Below are 22,569 nucleotides of genomic sequence, written 5' to 3'. Positions count from 1 at the left end.
TTCGGGGGTCAACGGTCGGGCGTGGTGCCGGACCTGAAGGTGCGTCGGTAGGTGGTCGGGGTGACGCCGAGTGCCGTCTGGAGGTGCTGGCGCATCGACTGGGCCGTGCCGAAGCCGGCGTCGCGGGCCACGTGGTCGACGGACAGGTCGCTGGACTCCAGGAGATGGCGGGCGTGCTCCACGCGCTGCTGCGTGAGCCACTGGCCGGGGCTGACCCCGACCTCCTCGCGGAAGCGCCGGGTGAAGGTGCGCACCGACATGGACTCCTGCTCGGCCATGTCACGGAGCTGGATCGGCTCGTGGAGGCGGCCGAGCGCCCAGGCGCGGGCGGCGGTCGTGGTCGAGGAGCCCGCCTCCGGGACCGGGCGCCGGATGTACTGCGCCTGGCCGCCGTCGCGGTGCGGCGGTACGACGGTCCGGCGGGCCACCTCGTTGGCGACGGCGGCGCCGTGGTCACGGCGTACGAGGTGCAGGCACAGGTCGATCCCGGCCGCGACCCCGGCCGAGGTGAGGACGTCCCCGTCGTCGACGAAGAGCACGTCCGCGTCGACGTCGATCCGCGGGAAGAGCCGCTGGAAGTGCTCCGCGTGCATCCAGTGCGTGGTGGCGGGGCGGCCGTCGAGGTACCCGGCGGCGGCCAGGACGTAGCTGCCGGTGCAGATGGAGACGAGACGGGTGCCGGGGCGGACGTGCGCGAGCGCGGCCGCCAGTTCCGGGGTCAGGACGCCCTCCTGGTAAACGGGTCCGAGTTCGTACGAGGCCGGGACGACCACGGTGTCGGCGGTGGCGAGCGCTTCCGGACCGTTGGGGACCAGGACCGAGAAGTCCGCGTCCGTCCCGACGGGGCCCGGCGGCCGGACCGAGCAGGTGACCACCTCGTACACCGGGCGTCCCTCGGCGTCCCGGGCCTTGCCGAAGATGCGCTGCGGGATGCCCAGCTCGAAGGGGAGCAGGCCGTCGAGCGCGAGGACGACGACGCGGTGCGGGGAAGGCGTGCCGGAAGTGGCCATGGCCCGATCCTAGCGAATGCTGTCCTCCGGGCCAGTGGTTCACCGGTGCACGTTCCCCGAAGCTCTATGTCGTGACCCAGACAACCGAAGCCGCGCAGGTCCCGGAGGACGCCCGGCCCGTCCGCCCCGCCCCCTCCCACCGCATCCACCGCGCCTGGTTCGTCGCCGCCGTCACCTTCGTGACGATCATCGGCGCGGCCGCCTTCCGGTCGCTGCCCGGACTGCTGATCGACCCCCTCCACGAGGAGTTCCACTGGTCGCGCGGCACGATCGGCGCGGCCGTCTCCCTCAACCTCGCGCTCTACGGACTGACGGCGCCGTTCGCGGCGGCGCTCATGGACCGCTTCGGCATCCGCCGCGTGGTGGCGGTCGCCCTGACCGTGATCGCGGTCGGCTCCGGGGTGACCGTGTGGATGACGGCGGCCTGGCAGCTGATGCTCTGCTGGGGCCTGCTGGTGGGTCTGGGTTCCGGCTCGATGGCGCTCGCCTTCGCGGCGACGGTCACCAACCGCTGGTTCACCGAGCGCAAGGGGCTGGTGACGGGCATCCTGACCGCGGCCTCGGCCTCCGGCCAGCTCATCTTCCTGCCGTTGCTGGCCTGGATCATCACGGAGCAGCGGGACTGGCGTCCGGCCGCGGTGACCGTGTCCCTCGCCGCCCTCGCGGTCGTCCCCTTCGTCTGGCTGCTGCTGCACGACCACCCGGCCGACGTGGGCCAGGCGCCGTACGGGGCGGCGGAGTTCGTGCCGAAGCCCGAACCGGTGCGGGGCGCCGCCCGGCGCGCGGTGACCGTGCTGTTCTCCGCGATGCGCACGGGCCCGTTCTGGCTGCTGGCCGGGACGTTCGCCATCTGCGGCGCCTCGACGAACGGCCTGGTCCAGACCCACTTCGTGCCCGCCGCCCACGACCACGGCATGCCCGTTCCCGCGGCCGCCTCGCTCCTCGCGGTCATCGGCGTCTTCGACGTCATCGGCACGGTCGCCTCGGGCTGGTTCACCGACCGCTTCGAGCCGCGCCGGCTGCTGGCGGTGTACTACGCCCTGCGTGGGATCTCGCTGCTCTTCCTGCCGATGCTGCTGGCGCCGAGCGTGCATCCGCCGATGGTCTTCTTCATCGTCTTCTACGGCCTCGACTGGGTCGCCACCGTCCCGCCCACCCTGGCCCTGTGCCGTGAGCAGTACGGCGAGGACAGCGCCATCGTCTTCGGCTGGGTCCTCGCCTCCCACCAGGTCGGCGCCGCCCTCGTCGCCTTCCTCGGCGGCGTCGCCCGCGACCACTTCCACTCGTACGACGTGGTCTGGTACGCCTCGGGCGCGCTGTGCGCCGCGGCCGCGCTGATGGCCCTCGTCATCCGCCGTCGCCGTCCGGCCGTCCCGGCGGCCCCGGCGGTGTCACCGGCTCCCGCGTGAGGGGCCTCGGGCGAGGAACCGGCCCCGGTGGAAGAGCAGCGGCGGCACGTCCTCGCCGTCGTCGCCCGCGCCGAGGGCGTCCACCCGGCCCACCACGATGAGGTGGTCCCCGCCCGTGTGCACCGCGTGGACCGTGCAGTCGATCCAGGCCGCGGCGCCCGCGAGCCGGGGGGAGCCGGACACCGGGGCGGCGTCGTGGACCACCCCGGCGAACTTGTCCCCGCCGCTCACCGCGAAGCCGCGGCACAGGTCGCCCTGGTGCGCGCCGAGCACGTTGACGCAGAAGACGCCGGCACGGGCTATGCGCGGCCATGTCGTGGACGTACGGCCGACCATGAAGCAGACCAGCGGAGGATCCAGGGAGAGCGAGGCGAACGACTGGCAGGCGAAGCCGGCCGGGCCCGCCGGATCCCCCTCGCGCGCGGCCGGTGCCGTCACGACGGTCACGCCGGTCGCGAAGTGGCCAAGAACGTGACGGAACCGGGCCGGATCGACCGGCGCACGCTCGTCCTCGCCGACCGCGCGCAGATCCGGGCGCGGCAACGCCTCCACGGGCCCCGCGACGGTGGGGGCCCCGGACGACCTGAGGTAACGGACGGCGGCGGCGGCCATCCCTGCGTGTCCCATCACGCCTTTCATTGAAGCTGACGGTCTGTCAGATAGGAAGGGGTGTGGGCGACTCGGAGCACGGTGGTGTGAGGGGCGGGGCGAAGCCGCGTATCTTTCGCCCCATGAGGTCGGCGAACTCCGGGAGGCCCACGCGGCCCCGGCCGGCATGGACCGGGGCGGAGGTGAACCTCGCCGCCGCGATCTGCGCGGCGCAGCTCGCGGTCGCCGTCGTGGTCCGGTGGGTCGGGACGTTCGACGACGACGACCACGGCGCGGGGCTCGGCGGCGGGCCGGCCGCCGTCGGGCTGCTGTGCACGCTGGTCTTCGGGCCTTTCCTGCTCGCCGCCCTGGGCCTGCTGCACGCGGTGACGTGCACGATGCCGGCGGCCACGCTCGCCCGGCTCGCACGCCGGCGCGCGCCCGGCCCCGAGGGTGCCTGGCACCTGGGCTTCGTCCTGTTGCTCGGCGCTTTCTGGACCTTGCTCGCGGTCCTTCTTCTTGGTCTCGGACCCGGTGGCGCCGGGGCCCTGTCGCTCGTCCTGTCCGGCGTCCCGCCCGTGCTCGGTGCCGTCTGGTGGCGGCGGCGCGAACGGGCCGGCGGGCAGCCGCCGGAACGCGGGCGCGTCTGGTTCCGCTCGGCGCTCGTGGCGCTGGGGGGCTGCGTGCTGGCCGTGGCGGCGGGCACGGTGGGTCTGGCCACGGGGATCGTCCGGGAGTACGAGCCCCCGAAGCTCGGCGCCGACCGGCTCACCGGTGTCTGGCGCGGCGATCACGGGGCCGTGCTGCGGCTGCGCCCCGGCGGCAGCGCCCGGCTCTCGGGCGTGCCCGCCCAGCCCGAGTTCCAGGACGTGACCACCAAGGAGTTCACGCGCTGCGACGGCGCCGGAACGTGGTTCCTCGACACCGCCGGCCGCTACGACCCCTACGCCGACGGGCCCGTCTCCGAGCGGCGGGACGGCGTGGTCGTCCGCGTCGGCGACTGCGGGCACGACACGTACTGGACCATCGGCGGCACCGAAGCCCGTCCGGAACTCTTCGTCCTCTTCGGGGACCCCGACGCGGGGGATCTCCGCGTACTGCGGCGGGGGTGAGGGCGGGCGCCGCGTCCGCGTCCGGGTCCGGGCGGTGGGGGGTCGGGGCCGTGCCGGTGCATCAGCCCGTCGCCGTCGGACAAGAGGTGGGCGTTAGTGGCGACGGGCATCGATGTACCGGCACGGCCCCTCCCGTGCGTCGCCGGGTGCGGGTGATCGGTGGCCCGGGTGCGTCGGGTGCGTCGGGTGCGTCGGGTGCGTCGGGTGTGGATGGTCAGTGGCCCTTGAAGTGGGGGGTGCGGCGTTCCACGAAGCTCGTCACGCCCTCCACGGCGTCCGTCGTCGTCATGTTGATCTCCTGTGCCGCCGCCTCCGCGGCGAAGGCGGTGGCGCGGTCGGTGTCCAGGGACGCGTTGACCAGCTGCTTGGTGAGGGCGAGCGCGCGGGTGGGGCCGGCGGCCAGCCGCTCGGCCCAGGCGCGTGCTGTCTTTTCCAGCTCATCGGCGGGTACGACCCTGTTGACCAGCCCGATCCGCTCGGCGTCCGCCGCGCTCAGCGCGTCGCCGAAGAACATCAGCTCCTTGGCCCGCTGCGGGCCGACGAGGCGGGGCAGCAGATGGGCGCCGCCGCCGTCCGGTACGAGGCCGCGCCGCACGAACACCTCGATGAACCGCGCCGGTTCGGCCGCGAGGACGAGGTCGCACGCGAAGGCGAGGTGTGCGCCGATCCCGGCCGCCGTGCCGTTGACCGCGGCGATCACCGGCTTCTCGCAGTCGAGGACGGCGGCGATCAGGCGCTGCGCGCCCAGCCGGATGGTGCGGGCGACGTCGCCCGGCACCCGCTCCCCGGCCGGCGGGCCGCCCCGCAGATCCGCTCCGGCGCAGAACCCGCGGCCGGTGGCGGTGATGACCACGGCCCGCACGCCGGGGTCGGCGGACGCCGCCGCGAGCAGCTCGATCACGCGCTCCCGCTGGTCCGGGGTGAGCGCGTTCATCGCCTCGGGCCGGTCGAGGGTGATCCACGAGACGGCGTTGTCGGTGGTGTGGCGTATCGATGAGGTGAGGGGCTTTTCCGGTGGTGCGGGTCGTTCGTGGGATGCGTGGGGCTTTTCCGGTGGTGCGGGTCGTTCGTGGGGCGTGTGGGGGGAGCCGTCGGTCATGGGGTGCTCCGATTCGTACGGGGGTGGGTACGGGGTGGGGCCGCCTCGGTTCAGCGGCACATCACCAGCGCGTCCAGGGCCACGGCTCCCTGTCCGCGGGGCAGCACCATCAGCGGGTTGATGTCCAGCTCCGCGATCTGGTCCCCGAGTTCGAGCGCCATCCGCTGGACCCGGATCACGACCTCGACCAGCGCGTCCACGTCCACCGGCGGGCCCCCGCGCACCCCGTCGAGCAGTGCCCGTCCGCGGAGTTCGGACAGCATGGCCCGCGCCTGGTCGTCACCGAACGGCGGCACGCGTACGGCGGTGTCCCGCAGCACCTCGACGAGGACCCCGCCGAGGCCGACGGCCACGGTCGGCCCGAAGAGCTGGTCGTGCGTGACGCCGACGACCATCTCGACGCCCCGCTCGACCATCTGGCAGACGAGGACCCCGTCGAGCGAGATGCCCTCGTAGCGGGCGATGTCGGTCAGCTCGCGGTAGGCGTCGCGGACCTGGCTGGCGGAGGTCAGCCCGATCTTGACCAGGCCGAGTTCCGTCTTGTGGGCGATCTGCGCGCCGGAGGCCTTCATGACCACCGGGTAGCCGACCTGGCTCGCCGCGCGCACGGCCGCCGCCGCGCTGGTCACCAACTGCTCGCGCGGCACGCGGATCCCGTATGCCCGCAACAGCTGCTTGGCCCCGTGCTCGCTCAGCTGCTGGCCCGGGCGCATCAGGGCCTGTGCCTTGCGGAAGGAGGGCGACGGGGTGCGCGGGGCCTCGTCGAAGGGCGAGCGGTAGGCGGCGGTGAACCGCGCGTGGTCGAGGTACGCGCGGACGGCGGTGATGCAGTTGGCGAACGTACGGAAGGTGGCGACCCGGGACGACCCGAGCAGCGTCTCGCGGTAGGCCGCCTCCGTGCCGACCGGCGACCCCCACACCACGCACACCAGCTTGTCCGTCTGCTCCGCCGCGTCCACGAGGTCCTGCGCCAGCTTGTCGCTCATGGGCGGGAAGGGCCCGGTGATCGGGCAGATCAGCACGCCGACGGCGGGGTCGGCGAGGATCGCGTCGATGATCTTCCGGCCGCGCCGGTCGCCGACCGGGTGCCCGCCGTTGTCGACCGGGTTCGCGACGTTCAGGTACTCCGGTATCCAGGTGTGCAGTTCGGCCTGTTTGGCCTCCGAGAGGACCGGCAGGTCGAGGCCGGCCCCGGTCGCCAGGTCCGCGAAGTGCGCGCCCGTGCCGCCCGAGATCGAATAGACGACGACCCCGTCGGCCAGGGGGGCGCGGGCTCGCGCCAACAGGGCGGCGGTGTCCTGGAGTTCGTCGAGCCCGTCGACGCGGATCACGCCGTACTGCCGCATCGCCGCGTCCACCACGGTGTCGGCTCCGGTCAGCTTGCCGGTGTGCGAGGCGGCGGTGCGGGCGCCGGTCTCGGTGCGGCCGACCTTCACCGCGACCACGGGCACCTTGCGACGGGCGGCGCGGTCGGCGGCGAGGAGGAAGGAGCGGCCGTCCTTGAGTCCCTCGACGTAGCAGGCGATGGCGCCGACCTCGGGCCGCTCGGAGAAGTAGGAGATGAAGTCCGCCGTCTCCAGGTCGGCCTCGTTGCCGGTGGGCGCCCAGTGGGACAGGCGGACCCCGAGCTGCTGCATCGCGAACACCGGCCGGCCCTGGTGGCCGGACTGGGTGATGAGGGCGATCGCGGGTCCTTCGAGGTCGTCGCGGAAGTTCTCGAACGCGTTGAGGTTGGTGTTGGGGCCGAGCAGGCGTACTCCGGTGCCGCGTACGGCGTCGGCGAGGCGGGCCTGCGCGGCGGCGCCCTCGGGCCCGGTCTCGGCGAATCCGGACGCGAAGGCGACCGCGAACCTCACCTTGGCCTCGGCGAGTTCCCCGATCAGGGGGAGGGGGTCGGCGACGAGGAGCACCGCGAGGTCCACCTGGTCCGGAAGGTCCGCCACGGAAGGGAGACAGGGGAGGCCGAAGACCGTGGCGCGGGTGGGGTGCACGGGGTGGAGTCGGGCGCCGACCCGTTCGGCCCAGGCGATGAGCTGGCGGGTGATACCGGTGTTCGGCCGACCCTCGGCGTCCGAGGCGCCGATGACGGCCACGGACTCGGGGCGGAAGAAGCGGTCCAGGTCGGGGACGGCGGCGTACAGGGGGCGGCCGCTGACGTCCAGGTCGTCCACGTCGGCCGGGCGTCCGTGCACGACCGGTGAGGGCTGCTCGCCGCAGGCGATGACCCGGGCCCGGCGGGAGTCGGTGGTGAGGGTGCCGTGGGTTGATCCAAGCATCGGTCCGCCCGCTCCTGTGTGACAGCCAATGGTTGACTAACTGACGCACTGTCAGATTACTTAACTGACGCCGCGTCAGGAACTGTCGTGCAGGGGTGGGCTTCTGTTGGGTACCCCGTGGGGGGTGCGGGGGAACGCGGGTGCGGGTCCGGTCCGGGTCCGGTGGGTGGGTCGGGGCCGTGCCGGTGCATCAGCCCGTCGCCGTCGGGTGAGGTGTGGGCGTCGGTGGCGACGGGCATCGATGTACCGGCACGGCCCCTCCCGCGCGTCGCCGGGTGCGGATGAGTCGTGGGTCCGCTCGTCCGCCGCGGGTGCGTGACGGCTTGGGCGCAGCCCCTTGCGGGCGTGATTTTTCGGCCACGGCCGGGGAAGGCCTCAGCCCCGGCCGGAGGAAGTTTCAGTCCCGGCCGGGAAAATCCAGCCCCGGTCGGGGAAATCCAGCCCCTCCGGCGTTTGAGGAGCGGGGTCCGGGGCGGAGCCCCAGGGGTGGGAAGGGCAGGGGCGGAGGGGGCGAAAACCTGCTTGGGCCTGGGCGTGATCGGCGGGGCAGGCAGGGGTGCTCGTGCGTCAGCCGGTGGTCCCGGACCTGGACGTGTGGCGGGCTACCGCCTTCGCGATCTTCTCGGCGTCCAGGGCGAGTTCGCGGAACATGCCGCTGATGGGGTTGGTGAAGCCGGTGAAGTACAGGCCGGGCGCGTCCTTCGGGGCGTGCCCGCCGTGGACGACCGGGTGCCCGCGCCCGTCGAGCACGCCGAGGTGCCCGACCATGCCCTCCAGAGCACGCGTGTACCCGGTCGCGGCGATCACCACGTCGGGGTCGATCCGGCTCCCGTCGGCGAGGACGGCCTTGCCCTCCTCGAACCCCTCCACCGCGGCCACGACCTCGACCTTCCCCTTGCGGACGGCGTCGACGATGCCGACGTCCTGGACGGGGATGGAGCCCTCGTTGACGCGGGAGTAGAGCCCGGCGGAGGGGCGGGGCAGGCCCTGCGCCGACAGGTCGGGGACGCTCAGCCTCCCCACCGGCCCGGCCAGGGCGTCCACGAGGCGCACCGGCAGCCGTCGTACGGCTATGCCCGTGTACTGCGCGGCCCAGCCCGCCGTGGAGCGGCGCAGGATGTGCGGCGCGGTGCGGACGGACAGCCGCACGCGCGAGGCGCCGCCCTCGGCCAGGTCGGCGGCGATCTCGGCGCCGGTGTTGCCGATGCCGACGACGAGGACGTCACGGCCGGCGTAGGGGGCGGGGTTGCGGTACTCGCCGGCGTGCAGGAGCTCGCCGGTGTAGGCGTCGCGGCCGGTCCAGTCGGGGATGCGCGGGGTGTGGTTGTAGCCGGTCGCGACGACCACCGCGCTGCCGGTCAGCTCGCGTCCGCCGGTGGCGTGCAGCAGCCAGCCGTCGCCGTCCGGGGCGGGCTCGATACGCGAGACCTCGACGCCCGTGACGATCTCCAGGGCGTGGTGCTCGGCGTACTTCTCCAGGTAGCGCACCACGTTGTCACGTGACACCCAGCGGCCGAACGAGCGCGGCATCGACAGGCCGGGCAGCGAGGACAGCCGACGGGTGGTGTGCAGGTGCAGCCGGTCGTAGTGGTTCCGCCAGGACGCGCCGACCTGGTCCGACCTCTCCAGCACGACGGCCCGTACGCCCCGGGCGCGCAGTGCGTACGCCGCCGCGAGCCCCCCGGGGCCGCCTCCGATCACGTACACGGGGCGGTCCTCGTGAGAGGGCACCGTGCGGGAGGTCGTGGAAGCAGTCGAGTCGGCCATAGCGCGAGCGTAATCATGGGTTGGCTTGATAGGTCTCGGTCAAGACCGGAATCGGTTGCGAAGTGGTCACGACTGCGGGAGGGGCGGGTGGGCCCGGTGGCGTAGGTCACCTCGATGGGGCGGGTGTGTGCGAAAAGTTCCCATTGCCGCAGGTGGACGGGTGGGGCGTACGTCGTTTGCGGGAGCGTGGGAGCGGCTTCGCGCGCCCCTGGGGGGAGAGGGGTGCCGGGCCGCTCTCTGTCGGCAAGTGTCCGCCCCTTGCGCGCGGCGTCCGGGGCGGTTGAAACTGACGTACCGTCAGATATGTTGGCTCTGCGGGAGGTTCGGGCATGGACGCGATCTGGCTCGACGGGGCGGAGTGGCTGGCAGTGCTCCGCGTCGGGCTCGGGCTGTGGTGGCTGGAGAGCTGGCGGCACAAGGACAAGAAGGGCTGGTTCGAGCGGGGGACCGGTATCGCGTGGGCGGCGGACGTCGCCGCCAGGCACCGGTGGAACGCCGTGCGGTCGGGGTTCGACACGATCGTCGCTCCGCGGCCCAAGGTGATGGCGTACGTCGTCGTGTACGCGGAGCTGGCACTCGGTCTCGGGCTGGTGGCCGGACTGCTGACTCCCGTCGCGCTGGTCGCGGGGCTGCTCCTCAACGTCCTCTACTTCACCCTCATGATCCACGACTGGGCGGAACAGGGACAGAACGCGATGATGGCGCTGGTCTCGGCCGTCGCCCTGTTCGCGATGTCCTGGCAGACGTGGTCCCTGGACGACGCCCTGGGACTCTTCCGGTGAGCGGGGCCGCGCGGGGGCCGGGGGGCTCCGGGGGCGGGTTCGACGTTCCCGACGTGGACGCCTTCACCCGGCCCTACTGGGACGCGGCGGCCGGGGGGCGGCTGCTGGTCCGGCACTGCGCGGCCTGCGACCGCGTCCACCACTACCCCCGGGAGTTCTGCCCGTACTGCTGGAGCGAGGAGGGGAGTTGGCTCCCCGCGAGCGGACGCGCCACGCTCTACACCTGGTCCGTCGTCCACCGCAACGACCTGCCGCCGTTCGGCGGGCGCGTGCCCTACACCGCCGCCGTCGTCGACCTGGCGGAGGGCCCCCGGATGATGACCGAGGTGGTCGGGTGCGAGGAGGCGGCGCTGCGGATCGGGATGGAACTGGAGGTGGCCTTCCGGGCGGGGATCCCCGTGTTCCGGCCCGTCTCACGTGCCGGGGGGTGACGGTTTCCGTGCGGGTGCGGGTGCGGGTGCGGGTGCGGGTGCGGGCTCGGGGTCCGTCGCCAGGCGTCCGTGCAGGTGCACGTCGCGGAACGCGTCGTGGCGGCCGGCCTCGAACATCGCGCCGCGCAGGGTCCCCTCGTGCCGGAATCCGCAGCGCTCGGCGACCCGGCAGGACACCTCGTGGCCCACGGCGTGCCCCAGGTCGAGGCGGTGCAGGGCGAGGCCGGTGAAGCCGTAGCGGGCCGCCAGGGTCAGGGCGCGGGTGGCGACCTGGTTGCCGCGGGCCTCCGGGAGGACCCAGTAGCCGACGCGGGCGCAGCTCATGACGTGGTCGATCTCGTTGACGCCGATGTGGCCCAGCGTCTCGCCGGTCCCGGCGTCGGTGACGCAGAAGGAGACCTGGGTGCCGTCGGCCGCCGACGCGACACGGGTCCGCAGGGCCTCACGGGCGGTGTCGATGTCCCGGACGAACCTGACCGGGGTGTTCCAGCGCTGGAACTCGGGATCGACCAGCCCGCGCAGGTACGCCGACACGTCGGCGTCGGACTCCGGGTCCCAGGGGCGGAGCCGCAGACCGAGGCCCGTCAGCTCGGGGGCGGGCTGGACGGAGAACCGCACATGGGCTTCGGCCATCCCGTCATTCAAGCCCCTCCGGGCCCACGCGTCACTCCGTCGAGGAAATCCGGCGGCAGGGCTCCGGGGCCGGACCGCTCAGGGCCACAGCAGTCCGGTGTCCCAGCCGGTCTCCGTGCGGCGGTAGACGAGCCTGGTGTGGCGCCGGCGGGCGTCGCCCTGGAAGAACTCGGCCTCCTGCGGACGGAGGCGGTAGAGCGTCCAGGTGGGGGCGGGGGAGTCCGGGGCGCTCCCGGCCCGCTCCCAGGCCGCGTCCGAGGCCCGGTCCAGCTCGTCCCGCGAGGGGAGGGCCTCGCTCTGCCGGCCCACGAGGGCGGCGGCCAGCGCGCCCGTGGAGCGGGCGTGCAGGTCCGCCAGGCTCTCCTCGGGCGACGCGGCCGTGACCGGGCCGCGGAGCCGGATCTGGCGTCCCTGGGCGGGCCAGTAGAAGTGGAGGGCCGCGTACGGCCGCGCGGCGAGCTGGCGTCCCTTGCGGCTCGTCACGTGCGAGGCGAACGCCCAGCCGTCGTCGTCCGCGCCGTGCAGCATCACCGTCCGGGCGTCGGGCAGTCCGTCCTCGCCGGCCGTCGCGAGCGTCATCGTGTGCGGCTCGGCCTGGCCGGCCGCCACCGCTTCCGCGAACCACCGGGTGAACAGGGCCAGCGGGTCCGCCGGAGCGTCCTTGGGCGCGAAGCCGGGCAGCTCCGTGTCCCACACCCGCAGCGACCTCAGCAGCTCATGAAGATCCGGTTCCATGCTCCGAGTATCCCCGGGGCCCCTTCGCCGGGGCCCGGTGGACCGGTTTCCCGGGCCGGGAGACCGGGGGTCCGGGCGCGACGCCGTTCCTCACCCCCGCCCCAGCACCACCGTCCCCGACGAGCAGAACCAGCCCCCCGTCCCGGACGCCACCGCCAGTTCGGGCAGGGTGCCGTCCGGGCGCCGCACCTGCCGCTCCACGGGGAGATCGCCGCGCAGCTGCCGTACGGCCTCCACCAGCAGGAACAGGCCCCGCATGCCCGGGTGCTGGGCCGAAAGACCGCCCCCGTCCGTGTTCACCGGCAGTTCCCCGCCCACCAGCAGCCGCCCCTTCGCCGCGTCCACGAACGCGCCGCCCTCGCCCTTGGCGCAGAAGCCGAGGTCCTCCAGCGTCACCAGGGTCATGTAGGTGAAGGCGTCGTAGATCTCGGCGAAGTCGATCTCCGCCGGGCGGACTCCGGCCCGTTCGAAGGCGAGCCCGCCGCTCACCGCCGCCGGGGAGACGGTGAAGTCGGCCCACTCGGACATGGTGGTGTGGGAGACGTGCTCGCCGGTCCCGAGCACCCACACCGGGGTCGTACGGCAGTCGCGCACGTACTCCTCGGCCGCCAGCAGCACCGCCGCGCCGCCGTCGGAGCGGATGCAGCAGTGCAGCTTGGTGAACGGGTCCGCGATCATCGGCCCCGACAGGACGTCGTCGACGGTGACCGGGTCGCGGAACATCGCCTCCGGGTTCCGGGCCGCGTTCGCGCGGGCCTGGACGGCCACCGAGGCGAGCTGTTCGAGCGTGGTGCCGTACGTGTGCATGTGGCGGCGCGCGGCCATCGCGTACTTGGCGATCAGCGTGTGGCCGTAGGGGACCTCGAATTGCAGCGGGCCGCGGGCGCCGAAGGAGAGGTCGCCGGTGCGGCGGCCCGCCCTGATGTCGGCGCGGGCCGTGGAGCCGTAGACGAGCAGGACGGCGTTCGCGTGGCCCGCGGCTATGGCGTCGGCCGCGTGGGCCGCCATGACCTCCCAGGTCGACCCGCCGACCGAGGTCGAGTCGACCCAGGTGGGCCGCAGCCCCAGGTACTCGGCCACCTCGGCGGGCGCGAGGGTGCCGAGCCCGGCCGACGCGAAGCCGTCGACCACCGAGCGGTCCAGGCCCGAGTCGGCCACGGCGCGGCGCGCGGCCTGCGCGTGCAGCGCGTACGGGGTCGTCCCGTCCACGCGGCCGCAGTCGGACAGGGAGACGCCGACGACGGCGACCTTGCGACGGCGGTGGCCCGGGGCGGCATGCGTCATGAATCTGACGGTACATCAGATCGGTGGCTCGCCGGGAGGTCGTCGCACCCCTGTGCTTCTGGGTTCCTCCGCCCTAACATGACGGCCCGTCAGATCGGCTTGCCGGACCAGCCCCCCGACGAGGGAGGAGCCCGCCCATGGACGCCCGTCTCACCGCTGAGCAGGAGGAGATCCGCCGCACGCTGCGGGAGGTGCTGGTGAAACGGTGCGGCCCGCGGGAGCTGCGGGCCGCCGAGCCGACCCCCGCCGGTTACGACCCGGAGCTCTGGGAAACCCTCGCGCTCGGCCTCGGGCTGCCCGGACTCGCCCTTCCCGAGGCGTACGGCGGTGCCGGCTGCTCGACGACCGAACTCGCCCTCGCCTGCGAGGAGTCGGGCCGCGCTCTCGCCCCCTCGCCGCTGCTGGCCACCGCCGTCCTCGCCGCCCCGCTGATCCTGGCCCTCGGCACCGGGGCGCAGCGCGCCGCGCTGCTGCCCCCACTGGCCTCGGGCGAGCTGACCGCCACCCTCGCGGTCCCCGGCACGGGCCTGGCCACCGCCCTCGCCCTGACCGGCGACAACCGCGGCGACTGGGCCGGCGGGGGGCGCGCCGGGGGCGTCCAGGCACGTCGGGCGGACGGCGTGTGGCGGCTCTACGGCCAGGCGGCGCAGGTGCTCGACGGGCACAGCGCCGGACTGCTGCTGGTGGCCGCGCACACCGGCGGGTTCGCACGGTCGCGGACGCTGCTGTTCCTGGTGAGGGGCGACGCCGACGGGCTCGTGCGCACACGGCAGACCGCCCTGGACCCGACCCGGCCGCAGGCCAGGCTCGAACTGCGCGAGGTGGAGGCCGAGTTGCTGGGCGACGACCGGGCCGACGTGCCCGCGGCGCTGGCCGCCGCCGGGGACGCCGCCGCGGCGGTCCTCGCCGTGGAGGCCGTGGGCGCCGCCGACCGCGTACTGGAGCGGACCGTCGAACACGTCGGCCTGCGCGAGCAGTTCGGCCGGGCGATCGGCTCCTTCCAGGCGGTCAAGCACCGGCTCGCGGACGTCTACGTGGGCGTGCAGTCGGCCCGCTCCGCGGCGTACTACGCGGCCTGGGCCTGCGGGACGGGCGGCGAGCGCGTCGGCGGTCTCGCGCTGGCCCAGGCGCTGGAGGCGCTGCGCACCGCCGCCTCCGAGGGCGTCCAGCTCCACGGGGGCACCGGCTTCACCTGGGAGCACGACGTCCACCTCTACTTCAAGCGCGCGTCCGGCGACGAGCTGCTCTTCGGCCCCGTCCACCGGCTGCGCGCCCACGCGGCCGACGCGGCGCGGCTCTTCGACGGCGGCGGGGTGACGGTGTGACGGCGGCGGCCGGGCGTCCGCGCGGCGGGGGCGGGGCGGGAGACGACAGGACCGGCACGAGGGCCGGGGCCGGGACCGGCACGAGGGCCGGAGCGGGGACCGGGGCCGGGGCGAGGAAGGTGCCCGGGGTGCGGCTGGTGCAGCGGGTCTCCTCCACCCGGGTGTTCGCCAGGGTCGCCCCGCACCTCGTTCCGGCCCTCGACCGCGCCGTGCACCGGCTCACGCGCGGGAAGGTGCTGCTCAGCGCGCAGATGCTGCCCGGGGTCGTGCTGACCGCGCGGGGTGCCAAGAGCGGTCTGGAGCGCCGTACCCCGCTGGCCTGCATGCCGGAGAGGGGCGTGCGGGAGACGGGCACGCCGGGGGCGGCGGAGGGTGCCGGCCGGGGGCCGGCGGGGAGCACGGCCGAAGCCGGGTGGATTCTCGTCGGGTCCAACTTCGGCCGCACGGACCATCCCGCCTGGACCGCGAACCTGCTCGCCGGCCCCGACGCCGTCATCAACTGGAAGGGCGAGGACATCCCCGTGACCGCCCGGCTCCTCACGGGCGAGGAGAGGGAAGAGGTCTGGAAGGCGGTGCTGGCGTTCTGGCCGCCGTACGCCACCTATCAGGCGCGGGTGGACCGGGAGATACGGCTCTTCAGGATCGTGCGCCGGACGGGGCCGGCCGGTCCGGCGGAGGGCGGGGTCCGGCCGGGCTGAGCGGGCGGCCCGGTTCCCGGGGGCCCGGCCGGCCGGACAGCGCAGCGGGCGGCGGTCCGCCGGAAGGTTCCTCCGGAACGAACTGCCGCCCGCATGACAGGAACTGGGGCGTGCGGACGCGGGACGTCTACTTCGTGGGCTTCTTCCCGGTCACGCCCAGATACACCAACAGCGCGAGGTTCGGCTTGAGTTCGGCCTGCTTGACGCCCCAGCTCTGGAACCCCTTCTGGTGCGAGGCGACCGCGGCGAGCATGGCGACGATGGAACCGGCCATCGCGGCCGGGTTCACGTCCTTGTCGACCTTTCCCTTGGCCTGGAGCTCGGTGACCGAATTCGTGAGGGAGTTGTTGACAGAGTTCAGGATCTTCATGCGGATCTTGTAGAACCGTTTGTCGCCCTCGGCGGCACCGAGATCGACGACGCGCAGGATGGCGTCGTTCTTCCGCCAGAACTCCAGGAAGCCGTCGACGAGTTCCTGCGCGGTCTGCCATCCGGCCTTGCCGACCCAGGAACGGTCTTCGAGCAACTGGGTCAACGCCGCGCCCTCGGAGGCCATTTGATCGGCGATCTCCAGGACGGCGCCTTCGACGTCCGGGAAGTACTGGTAGAAGGTCGCCGGGGAAGTGCCTGCCTTCCGGGCGACGTCGATGACTTTGACATCCCGGTAGGGCGACGAGCTGAGCATCTCGCTGAGGCAGTCGAGCAGCTTCTGCCGGGTCGCCTGCCCACGTCGTCCGGCCACGCGGCCGTCGACGGTACGCACTTGTCCTGTCATGCCGTCAGCTTACCGAGGGGTGATCGGAGCGCGATTCGGCCGACTGCAAATGGGGTGCGGCCGTGCGTCACGGGGGTCCGGGGGGTGTTCGCAGGGGGTTCAACGAGGGGTTCAGCAGGGCTTTCGAGGTTCTTTCGGGATGTTTTCGCACCCGCGGGAAAGGCTCCCGCGTTCCGCCCGCACCCTCTCGGCCGGAGCTCCGGCGGGAGCTCCGGCGGGAGTCCGGGAGAAGGGTCGGGAGAAGGGGGCGTGGGAAGAGCCGCGCGAAGGGTGTGGGAAGAGCCGCGCGAAGGGCGTGGGAAGAGCCCGGGGAAGGGCTGCGGGAAGGGCCCGCGGAAGGCGCCGGGACGACCCTCGGGAAGTCCCGTGGATTCCCGCGCGGGCCCCTGAGCAGGGACGGGGCGTCACCGGAGCAGGTGCGCACGCCCTGCGGGATGCCGAAAGGGCCGTTAACTTGGCCGCATGGCCGAATCAGCCGCTGTCGCGGGGTTCCCCGAGGGTGTGCCCTGCTGGGTCGACGCACAGCTCCCCGACGTGGAGGCGGGCAAGCGCTTCTACGGCGAGCTCTTCGGCTGGACGTTCTCCGAGGACCCCGGCCCGGTGGGCTGGGCGGAGCTGGACGGCGAACCGGTCGCGGCGCTCACGCCCAAGCTGGACGGACGGATGCCCACCGTATGGACGGTGTACTTCGCGACGCCGGACGTCGAGGCGCTCACCCGGCGGATCGTGGCGGCGGGCGGCGGGGTCGTCTCCGTGCCCACGGCGGTGGGCCCCTCCGGCGAGCTGGGCACCGCGGCCCTCGTCACCGACCCGGAGGGAGCCGTCTTCGGTCTCTGGCAGCGCGGCACCCACACCGGCTTCGCCAGACGGCACGAGCGCCGCACGTTCTGCTGGGCCGAGCTCTACGCGCGCGAGACCGCGACGGTCGACCGCTTCTACGGCGCCCTGTTCCACGACGCGCTGTTCGGGCCCGACGCGACCCCCGATTTCGGCCGCGTTCCCGTGACGGGTGTCTTTCCGGCCGAGATGCCGCCCCATTTCCTCGTCCACTTCGGGGTCGAGGACTGCGATGAGACACTCGGGACGGTGAACAGGCTCGGTGGCCGTGTCCAGGTGACACCCTTCGACACGTCGTACGGGCGGCTGGCGGTCGTCACGGACAACCAGGGCGCGTCGTTCGCCGTGCTCGAACGGTGACGGCGCTTCGACCAGCGGTGACGTCGCGGGGGCGGTGAGGACGCCGTACCGCCGGGGGACGCTCCGGGGGGTGCGGGCCGAAACGCTTTCGCGGGGAAGGGCACGGCATTTCGACGTGAGGGACGGCACTTCCGGGGGCCGCAGGGGGGTACTTCTGGGGTGAGGGGCGCATTTCGGCCCTGAACCGTGGAGCCCCGGCGGCCGTACTCCTGCCGGGGCGGTTGTTTTGTCATGAGACACCCCGATCCGCCCCCGGGTTCGCAACCGGAGGCTCGGCCAGGAAGAATCGGGGTGCGTGCCGCCATGGCGGTGCGGTGGTGAGACGCTGCACTGGGCCGCGTTCATACGTGGATGACGCGACCCGTACGGGGAGGTGGCAGGCAAGTGGTGGATCAGCTGACGCAGCACGATCCGCGCCGGATCGGGCCGTTCGAGGTGCTGGGACGGCTGGGTGCCGGCGGCATGGGGCTGGTCTATCTCGCGCGTTCGGCCTCGGGCCGGCGCGTGGCGATCAAGACGGTCAGGACCGAGCTCGCCGAGGACCAGTTGTTCCGGGTCCGCTTCTCGCGCGAGGTCGAGGCGGCCCGTGCCGTGTCGGGCTTCTACACGGCGGCCGTGGTCGACGCGGACGCCCGTGCCGCCGTGCCGTGGCTGGCCACCGCCTACGTGCCCGCGCCCTCGCTCGAGGAGATAGTGAACGAGTGCGGGCCGCTCCCGGCCCAGGCCGTGCGCTGGCTGGCGGCGGGCGTCGCGGAGGCGTTGCAGTCGATCCACGGTGCCGGGCTCGTCCACCGCGACCTGAAGCCGTCGAACGTGCTCGTGGTCGAGGACGGCCCGCGCGTGATCGACTTCGGCATCGCGTCCGGCGTCTCGAACACCCGTCTGACCATGACCAACGTCGCCGTCGGCACCCCCGCCTACATGTCGCCCGAGCAGGCGAAGGACTCGCGCAGCGTCACCGGCGCGAGCGACGTGTTCTCGCTCGGCTCGATGCTCGTCTTCGCGGCCACCGGGCACGCCCCCTTCCATGGCGCCAACCCCGTCGAGACCGTCTTCATGCTGCTGCGCGAGGGTCCGGACCTCGAAGGGCTGCCCGACGAGCTGCGCCCGCTCATCGAGTCCTGCATGCAGATGGAGGCCGCGGGCCGTCCCAACCCCGCCGACCTCCAGGCCCAGCTCGCGCCCCACCTCTTCGGCTCCGGCTCCGACGACAGCGGTACGGCCTCGGCGTGGCTGCCCGAGCGCGCGGTGACCCTGATCGAGACGCGCCGCGGCGGCCGTCCCCCGGTCATGCAGACGACCGGCGGAGGCGGACGCAGCGGCGGCGGGCGCCCCGCGGTGCCTCCGCCCCCGTCGCACGCCCCGGCGGCCGCCGGGGTGCCCGACACCGGCCCCGTGCGCCTCGCGGGCGGCAAGGTGCCCATCGGTCCCGGCCCGAGGGTCCTCGACGCCCGTGCGGCGGCCGTGAAGGCGCCGCCGCCGGAGGCCGGGCTCGCGGCGTCCTGGTCCAGGCCGCGCATCGGCGTGAACGGCGCCGACGCGGCGCCGGTGCCCGTGCCCGCGGCCCCCGAGTCGCCGGCGGGCTGGCGCCCCTGGCGCTTCCGCATGTCGAACGACGTGTGGGGCACCCCCTCGGTCGCCGACGACCTCGTCTACGTCACCTCCTTCGAGGTGCACGCCCTGGACGTGTCGACCGGCCGGCGCCGTTTCAAGACCCGTGACGTGGCGTGGTCGATGGCGGTGGCGGACGGCCGCATCCACGCGTCCGACGGGCCGACGCTGTACGCGCTGGAGGCCAGGGAGGGCGCGGACCTCTGGCGCCTGTCCACGGAGGCCTGGGTCTACTCCCTCCAGGCCGACCGCGGAACGGTCGTCACCGGCACGCGCGGGGGCGGCGTCCAGGCCTGGGAGGCCGCCAACGGCCAGAAGCTGTGGGAGATCACCGGCGCCCAGACGGACTTCGAGTCCCCGGAGGCCGGTCCGGTGGTCCACGACGGCACGGTGTACGTGTGGAAGGACGCGCGGCTGCGCGCCCTGGAGGCCCGCACGGGCGAGGAGCGCTGGTCGTACCCGATCGGTGACGCGGCCTCCTGCGGCGGCGTACCGGTCCGGATGACCCACGCGTCCGACGGCTACGTCTACATCTGCGCGGGCACCCGGGTCCTCGCCATCGACGTGGCCGGCGGTCACGTCCGCTGGCACTTCGAGGCCCCGGCCGTCTTCCTGTCCCCGCCCACCTTCGCCCCGGGCCCCGCGGTGACGGGCGGCGGCGTCTACCTCGCCGACTACCTCGGCACGGTGTACGCCCTCGACGCGACCGACGGCCGCGACCGCTGGCGCATCGCCACCGAGTCCCGCGCCTCCACCGAGCCGGTCCTGGTGGCCGGCGGACACGTCCACGTGGGCAGCGGCAAGGGCCTGTACACGCTGGACGCCGTCACCGGCACCCCGAAGTGGCGCTTCCAGGCCGGGGGCGACCTGGTGGGCGCTCCGGTGGTGGCCGAGGGCCGTATCCACTTCGGCTCCACGGACCACCTCCTGTACACCCTGAAGGCCGACGACGGGCGCCTGCGCTGGAAGCTGGCCACCGGCGGCGAGATCACCGGGGCACCGGTGGTCAAGGACGGCGTCGTGTACGCGTGCAGCAAGGACCGCTGCGTGTACGCGCTGGACGCGGAGAAGGGCACCGGGACCGCTCGCACCACGTGAGGCGCCACGGCGTCGCGACGGGCGGACGGCGCCTGCCGCGACGCCGGGTCCGGACCTCTGTGACGGCCGCCGTACCGGGCACGGAAGGGTCTCCGGACGGCGGCCGTCGTACACGCGGACGGCCTGCGGAAGCCGCTCCGGCTGCCGAGGCTACGCCCGGTGTGACCGGACCGCCACAGGGAGCGAGGACCGGGTGTCCCGCTCCGGCTCCTTTCGAGGGTTCCTCCAATCCGGCGGGAGCGGCGTTCGACCGGTCGCCGTCCGCGGGACCTCAGCGCAGCCGGAACCCCGGCCTGCGGGCCGAGAACAGCTCCGCCTGCCGCTCGCCCGGCAGGTTCCCCAGGGAGACGAGCTGCGGAGCGTGCGCCAGGGCCGCCGTACGGGTCGCCTCCTGTGCCGACCACAGCGCCCGCACGGTCCCCTGGACGGCCTCGGGCGGGTAGGACGCGATGACGGCCGCGCACGCGACGGCCGCCGCCAACGCCTCGCCCGGCGCGGTGAGTTCGGACACCAGCCCCACCTCGTACGCCCGCCGCGCGGAGACCCGCTCGGCGGTCCCCATCAGCGCGAGGCGCGCCACCTCCCCGAACGGCATCCGCTGCGCGAGGTAGACGGACTCGTACGCGCTGACCATCCCGTACGTCGTGTGCGGGTCGAAGAAGGTCGCGTCCTCGTCGGCGACGACGAACTCCGACTCGCCCAGCAGGTAGAAGGCGCCGCCGCAGGCGATCCCGTTCACGGCGGCGATCACCGGCTTCCACAGGCCGTTGGCCTTCGGGCCGACCGAGGCGAGCGGATCGTCCACCATGTACGGGGAGCCGGGCTGCGGCACCTCGGCGCCGCGGTCGATGCCGGTGCAGAAGGCCCGCCGTCCCGCGCCGGTGACGACGAGCGCCCGTACGGTGTCGTCGTACCGGAACGCGCGCCAGGCGGCGGCCAGTTCGGCGGCCGTCCGGAGGTCGATCGCGTTGAGCCGGTCCTGCCGGTCGAGCGTGAGGACGGCGACCCCGGTGTCCTCGTCGACGCTCACCACGAGCCCGCCGCCCGTCGTTTCCCCCGCCCCGCTCACGCCCGCTCCAGGACCCAGCGCGGCACGGTCACGCCGTTCACCTCGGTGAACACCGCCTGCACCCGGGCCCCGATCCGGATCCGCCCCGCCGGAACGGAGTCGATGGGCTCGTCCGGCCCGCTCACCAGGTTCCCCGCCAGCCGTATCCGCGGCGCCTCGTCCAGCTCCACCACGATCGCGTTGTACGGGGCCAGCGCCGCGTAGGCGGGAAGGAGCGGCGGATGCGGGAGGACGTACGACCAGATCCGGCCCCGTCCGCTCATCCTTCGCCACTCGTCCGCGAAGGAGTGGCAGTGCGGGCAGCAGGGGCGCGGCGGGAAGCGGAGTTCGCCGCAGTCCGCGCATGCCTGGACACGGAGTTCGCCCAGGGCCGCGTACCGCCAGAAGGGCGCCCCGTCGTCGTCGGGGACGGGGGAGAGCAGCGGCTCCCCGTCCCGGTCCGTCCCGTCGGCCCCCGTGGTCGTGCCGGCCGCTTCGGTCGTGTCAGCCATCGAGGCTCCTCAGTTCCTCAGCAGGAGTGCGGAGGTCGGGACCCCTTCCCCCGCCGTGACCAGACAGGTCGCCGCCCCCGGCACCTGTGCCGTGCTCGTGCCCCGCAGCTGCTTCACGCCCTCGTTGATGAGGTTGAAGCCGTGCACGTAGGCCTCGCTGAGCCCGCCGCCCCCGGTGTTGAGGGGCAGCCGTCCGCCGATCTCCAGCGCCCCGCCCTCCGTGAAGGCCGCGCCCTCCCCGCGCCCGCAGAAGCCGTACCCCTCCAGCGAGAGGGGTATCAGGGGCGTGAACGCGTCGTAGATCTGCGCCACGTCCACGTCCTCGGGGGTGAGGTCGGCGTGCTTCCACAGGTGCCGGGCGGCGGTCCAGGCGGGCCCGGTGAGCGGGTCGTCGTTCCAGTAGTTGACCATCCCGTGGTGCTGGGCGGGCAGGCCCTGCGCCGCGGAGTGGACGTAGACGGGACGCTGCCGGCAGTCGCGGGCCCGCTCCGCGGAGACGATCACGCAGGCGAGCGCGCCGTCCGTCTCCAGGCAGTTGTCGAAGAGGCAGAGCGGCTCGCTGATCCAGCGGGCGGTCATGTACATCTCGCGGGTCAGCGGGCGTTCGTACATCATCGCGGCCGGGTTCTGGTTGGCGCGGTTGCGGCAGGCCAGCGCCACGTTGAAGAGGTGGTCGCGGGTCGCCCCGTACTCGTGCATGTACCGGCGCGCGAGCATCCCGATCTCGTCGGCGGGCCGCAGCAGTCCGAAGGGCCGGGTCCACTGGGCCGGGGTGGGGAGTTGGACGGCCGTGTTCCGCCAGGGGCGCGGCCCGCTGCCCCGTTTGCGCGAGCGCCAGGCCACGCCCACCGTCGCCTGTCCGGCGGCGACGGCGGCGGCGAGGTGCGCGACGGTGGCGCAGGAACCGCCGCCGCCGTAACCGACCTTGCTGAAGAAGGTGAGGTCGCCGAGCCCGACGGCCTTGGCGACCTCGACCTCGTCGGTCTCCTCCATGGTGTAGGAGGCGAGGGCGTCGACCTCGGCGGGCGCGATGCCGGCGTCGTCGAGGGCGGCGAGGACCGCGCGGCAGGCCAGCGCCTTCTCGGACTCCGGGAGCCGTTTCGCGAAGGAGGTCTGGCCGATCCCGACGACGGCTGTGGCGTCCTTGAGCCCTGGCATGGGTGACCTCCGCACACGGTC

At 73.6% G+C, this 22,569-nt stretch carries 20 protein-coding genes; 8 read left to right on the top strand and 12 right to left on the bottom strand.

Going from position 1 to position 22,569, the window contains the following annotated elements; genetic code table 11:
* Positions 1 to 8: 8 nt before the first annotated feature.
* Entirely contained in the window at positions 9 to 1,010 is a 1,002-nt protein-coding gene (locus ACFW6B_RS09060; RefSeq protein WP_386593615.1) for a GlxA family transcriptional regulator, read from the bottom strand.
* 71 nt (positions 1,011 to 1,081) lie between these two features.
* On the opposite strand from ACFW6B_RS09060, the gene ACFW6B_RS09055 reads away from it, so the two are divergent.
* The gene (locus ACFW6B_RS09055; RefSeq protein WP_386593613.1) at positions 1,082 to 2,419 is read left to right on the top strand and encodes an MFS transporter; all 1,338 of its coding nucleotides are present in this window, start codon (positions 1,082 to 1,084) and stop codon (positions 2,417 to 2,419) included.
* On the opposite strand, the gene ACFW6B_RS09050 is transcribed toward ACFW6B_RS09055, so the two are convergent.
* Entirely contained in the window at positions 2,402 to 3,046 is a 645-nt protein-coding gene (locus ACFW6B_RS09050; protein ID WP_386593610.1) for a flavin reductase family protein, read from the bottom strand. The genes ACFW6B_RS09055 and ACFW6B_RS09050 overlap by 18 nt on opposite strands.
* 104 nt (positions 3,047 to 3,150) lie before the next feature.
* Between ACFW6B_RS09050 and ACFW6B_RS09045 the strand changes: the two genes are divergently transcribed.
* Complete coding sequence (locus ACFW6B_RS09045) at positions 3,151 to 4,119, top strand: hypothetical protein (protein ID WP_386593608.1); 969 nt, start codon at positions 3,151 to 3,153, stop codon at positions 4,117 to 4,119.
* A 214-nt stretch (positions 4,120 to 4,333) separates the two neighbouring features.
* On the opposite strand, the gene ACFW6B_RS09040 is transcribed toward ACFW6B_RS09045, so the two are convergent.
* The 3 genes from ACFW6B_RS09040 to ACFW6B_RS09030 form a co-directional block, all read right to left on the bottom strand.
* The gene (locus ACFW6B_RS09040; protein WP_386593607.1) at positions 4,334 to 5,218 is read right to left on the bottom strand and encodes an enoyl-CoA hydratase/isomerase family protein; all 885 of its coding nucleotides are present in this window, start codon (positions 5,216 to 5,218) and stop codon (positions 4,334 to 4,336) included.
* A 50-nt stretch (positions 5,219 to 5,268) separates the two neighbouring features.
* Positions 5,269 to 7,494, bottom strand: coding sequence for an acetate--CoA ligase family protein (locus ACFW6B_RS09035; protein WP_386593605.1), 2,226 nt, complete (start codon positions 7,492 to 7,494; stop codon positions 5,269 to 5,271).
* A 567-nt stretch (positions 7,495 to 8,061) separates the two neighbouring features.
* A complete protein-coding gene (locus ACFW6B_RS09030; protein ID WP_386593603.1) occupies positions 8,062 to 9,261 on the bottom strand; it encodes a flavin-containing monooxygenase in 1,200 nt (399 codons plus the stop codon).
* A 329-nt stretch (positions 9,262 to 9,590) separates the two neighbouring features.
* Here ACFW6B_RS09030 and ACFW6B_RS09025 point away from each other — a divergent pair, with 329 nt between their 5' ends.
* Together ACFW6B_RS09025 and ACFW6B_RS09020 are read left to right on the top strand one after the other, a co-directional pair.
* Positions 9,591 to 10,043, top strand: coding sequence for a DoxX family protein (locus tag ACFW6B_RS09025; protein WP_386593601.1), 453 nt, complete (start codon positions 9,591 to 9,593; stop codon positions 10,041 to 10,043).
* Between the two features lie 53 nt (positions 10,044 to 10,096).
* Positions 10,097 to 10,474: a Zn-ribbon domain-containing OB-fold protein gene (locus ACFW6B_RS09020; RefSeq protein ID WP_386593599.1), complete on the top strand. Its 378-nt coding sequence runs from the start codon at positions 10,097 to 10,099 to the stop codon at positions 10,472 to 10,474.
* On the opposite strand, the gene ACFW6B_RS09015 is transcribed toward ACFW6B_RS09020, so the two are convergent.
* From ACFW6B_RS09015 to ACFW6B_RS09005, 3 genes are all read right to left on the bottom strand, one after another.
* Positions 10,457 to 11,107 carry a GNAT family N-acetyltransferase gene (locus tag ACFW6B_RS09015; protein WP_386593597.1) on the bottom strand — a complete coding sequence of 217 codons (651 nt, stop codon included), beginning with the start codon at positions 11,105 to 11,107 and terminating at the stop codon, positions 10,457 to 10,459. The genes ACFW6B_RS09020 and ACFW6B_RS09015 overlap by 18 nt on opposite strands.
* 78 nt (positions 11,108 to 11,185) lie before the next feature.
* The gene (locus ACFW6B_RS09010) at positions 11,186 to 11,842 is read right to left on the bottom strand and encodes a pyridoxal 5'-phosphate synthase (protein ID WP_386593595.1); all 657 of its coding nucleotides are present in this window, start codon (positions 11,840 to 11,842) and stop codon (positions 11,186 to 11,188) included.
* Positions 11,843 to 11,932: 90 nt separating this feature from the next.
* Complete coding sequence (locus ACFW6B_RS09005; RefSeq protein ID WP_386593594.1) at positions 11,933 to 13,126, bottom strand: acetyl-CoA acetyltransferase; 1,194 nt, start codon at positions 13,124 to 13,126, stop codon at positions 11,933 to 11,935.
* 137 nt (positions 13,127 to 13,263) lie between these two features.
* On the opposite strand from ACFW6B_RS09005, the gene ACFW6B_RS09000 reads away from it, so the two are divergent.
* On the top strand, positions 13,264 to 14,451 hold the full coding sequence (locus tag ACFW6B_RS09000; RefSeq protein ID WP_386593592.1) for an acyl-CoA dehydrogenase family protein: 1,188 nt from the start codon (positions 13,264 to 13,266) through the stop codon (positions 14,449 to 14,451).
* 119 nt (positions 14,452 to 14,570) lie between these two features.
* The gene (locus ACFW6B_RS08995) at positions 14,571 to 15,149 is read left to right on the top strand and encodes a nitroreductase/quinone reductase family protein (protein ID WP_386593590.1); all 579 of its coding nucleotides are present in this window, start codon (positions 14,571 to 14,573) and stop codon (positions 15,147 to 15,149) included.
* 127 nt (positions 15,150 to 15,276) lie between these two features.
* Here ACFW6B_RS08995 and ACFW6B_RS08990 read toward each other — a convergent pair whose 3' ends face one another.
* Positions 15,277 to 15,924 carry a TetR family transcriptional regulator gene (locus ACFW6B_RS08990; RefSeq protein ID WP_386593588.1) on the bottom strand — a complete coding sequence of 216 codons (648 nt, stop codon included), beginning with the start codon at positions 15,922 to 15,924 and terminating at the stop codon, positions 15,277 to 15,279.
* Positions 15,925 to 16,386: 462 nt separating this feature from the next.
* Between ACFW6B_RS08990 and ACFW6B_RS08985 the strand changes: the two genes are divergently transcribed.
* Positions 16,387 to 17,121 (top strand): VOC family protein, encoded by a 735-nt coding sequence (locus ACFW6B_RS08985; protein ID WP_386593586.1) that lies wholly within the window; start codon positions 16,387 to 16,389, stop codon positions 17,119 to 17,121.
* A 384-nt stretch (positions 17,122 to 17,505) separates the two neighbouring features.
* Complete coding sequence (locus ACFW6B_RS08980; RefSeq protein ID WP_386593584.1) at positions 17,506 to 19,830, top strand: PQQ-binding-like beta-propeller repeat protein; 2,325 nt, start codon at positions 17,506 to 17,508, stop codon at positions 19,828 to 19,830.
* Positions 19,831 to 20,101: 271 nt separating this feature from the next.
* Here ACFW6B_RS08980 and ACFW6B_RS08975 read toward each other — a convergent pair whose 3' ends face one another.
* From ACFW6B_RS08975 to ACFW6B_RS08965, 3 genes are all read right to left on the bottom strand, one after another.
* Positions 20,102 to 20,899, bottom strand: a complete 798-nt coding sequence (locus ACFW6B_RS08975) for an enoyl-CoA hydratase/isomerase family protein (protein WP_386593582.1) — start codon at positions 20,897 to 20,899, stop codon at positions 20,102 to 20,104.
* The gene (locus ACFW6B_RS08970; protein ID WP_386593905.1) at positions 20,896 to 21,321 is read right to left on the bottom strand and encodes a Zn-ribbon domain-containing OB-fold protein; all 426 of its coding nucleotides are present in this window, start codon (positions 21,319 to 21,321) and stop codon (positions 20,896 to 20,898) included. Before ACFW6B_RS08970 ends, ACFW6B_RS08975 begins: the two co-directional genes overlap by 4 nt.
* 78 nt (positions 21,322 to 21,399) lie before the next feature.
* A complete protein-coding gene (locus ACFW6B_RS08965) occupies positions 21,400 to 22,548 on the bottom strand; it encodes a lipid-transfer protein (protein WP_386593580.1) in 1,149 nt (382 codons plus the stop codon).
* Between the last annotated feature and the right edge of the window lie 21 nt (positions 22,549 to 22,569).

This window comes from Streptomyces sp. NPDC058751 (assembly GCF_042746485.1).
Taxonomy (GTDB): domain Bacteria; phylum Actinomycetota; class Actinomycetes; order Streptomycetales; family Streptomycetaceae; genus Streptomyces.
The sequence above is the reverse complement of the archived record's forward strand: the minus strand, read 5'-3'. Positions and strand labels throughout refer to the sequence as shown.

Bases quoted from the DNA above. Each gene is read 5' to 3' on its own strand.
- ACFW6B_RS09060 (WP_386593615.1), bottom strand. From the start codon at position 1,010: ATGGCCACTTCCGGCACGCCTTCCCCGCACCGCGTCGTCGTCCTCGCG.
- ACFW6B_RS09050 (WP_386593610.1), bottom strand. From the start codon at position 3,046: ATGGGACACGCAGGGATGGCCGCCGCCGCCGTCCGTTACCTCAGGTCG.
- ACFW6B_RS09045 (WP_386593608.1), top strand. From the start codon at position 3,151: ATGAGGTCGGCGAACTCCGGGAGGCCCACGCGGCCCCGGCCGGCATGG.
- ACFW6B_RS09040 (WP_386593607.1), bottom strand. From the start codon at position 5,218: ATGACCGACGGCTCCCCCCACACGCCCCACGAACGACCCGCACCACCG.
- ACFW6B_RS09035 (WP_386593605.1), bottom strand. From the start codon at position 7,494: ATGCTTGGATCAACCCACGGCACCCTCACCACCGACTCCCGCCGGGCC.
- ACFW6B_RS09030 (WP_386593603.1), bottom strand. From the start codon at position 9,261: ATGGCCGACTCGACTGCTTCCACGACCTCCCGCACGGTGCCCTCTCAC.
- ACFW6B_RS09025 (WP_386593601.1), top strand. From the start codon at position 9,591: ATGGACGCGATCTGGCTCGACGGGGCGGAGTGGCTGGCAGTGCTCCGC.
- ACFW6B_RS09015 (WP_386593597.1), bottom strand. From the start codon at position 11,107: ATGGCCGAAGCCCATGTGCGGTTCTCCGTCCAGCCCGCCCCCGAGCTG.
- ACFW6B_RS09010 (WP_386593595.1), bottom strand. From the start codon at position 11,842: ATGGAACCGGATCTTCATGAGCTGCTGAGGTCGCTGCGGGTGTGGGAC.
- ACFW6B_RS09005 (WP_386593594.1), bottom strand. From the start codon at position 13,126: ATGACGCATGCCGCCCCGGGCCACCGCCGTCGCAAGGTCGCCGTCGTC.
- ACFW6B_RS09000 (WP_386593592.1), top strand. From the start codon at position 13,264: ATGGACGCCCGTCTCACCGCTGAGCAGGAGGAGATCCGCCGCACGCTG.
- ACFW6B_RS08990 (WP_386593588.1), bottom strand. From the start codon at position 15,924: ATGACAGGACAAGTGCGTACCGTCGACGGCCGCGTGGCCGGACGACGT.
- ACFW6B_RS08985 (WP_386593586.1), top strand. From the start codon at position 16,387: ATGGCCGAATCAGCCGCTGTCGCGGGGTTCCCCGAGGGTGTGCCCTGC.
- ACFW6B_RS08965 (WP_386593580.1), bottom strand. From the start codon at position 22,548: ATGCCAGGGCTCAAGGACGCCACAGCCGTCGTCGGGATCGGCCAGACC.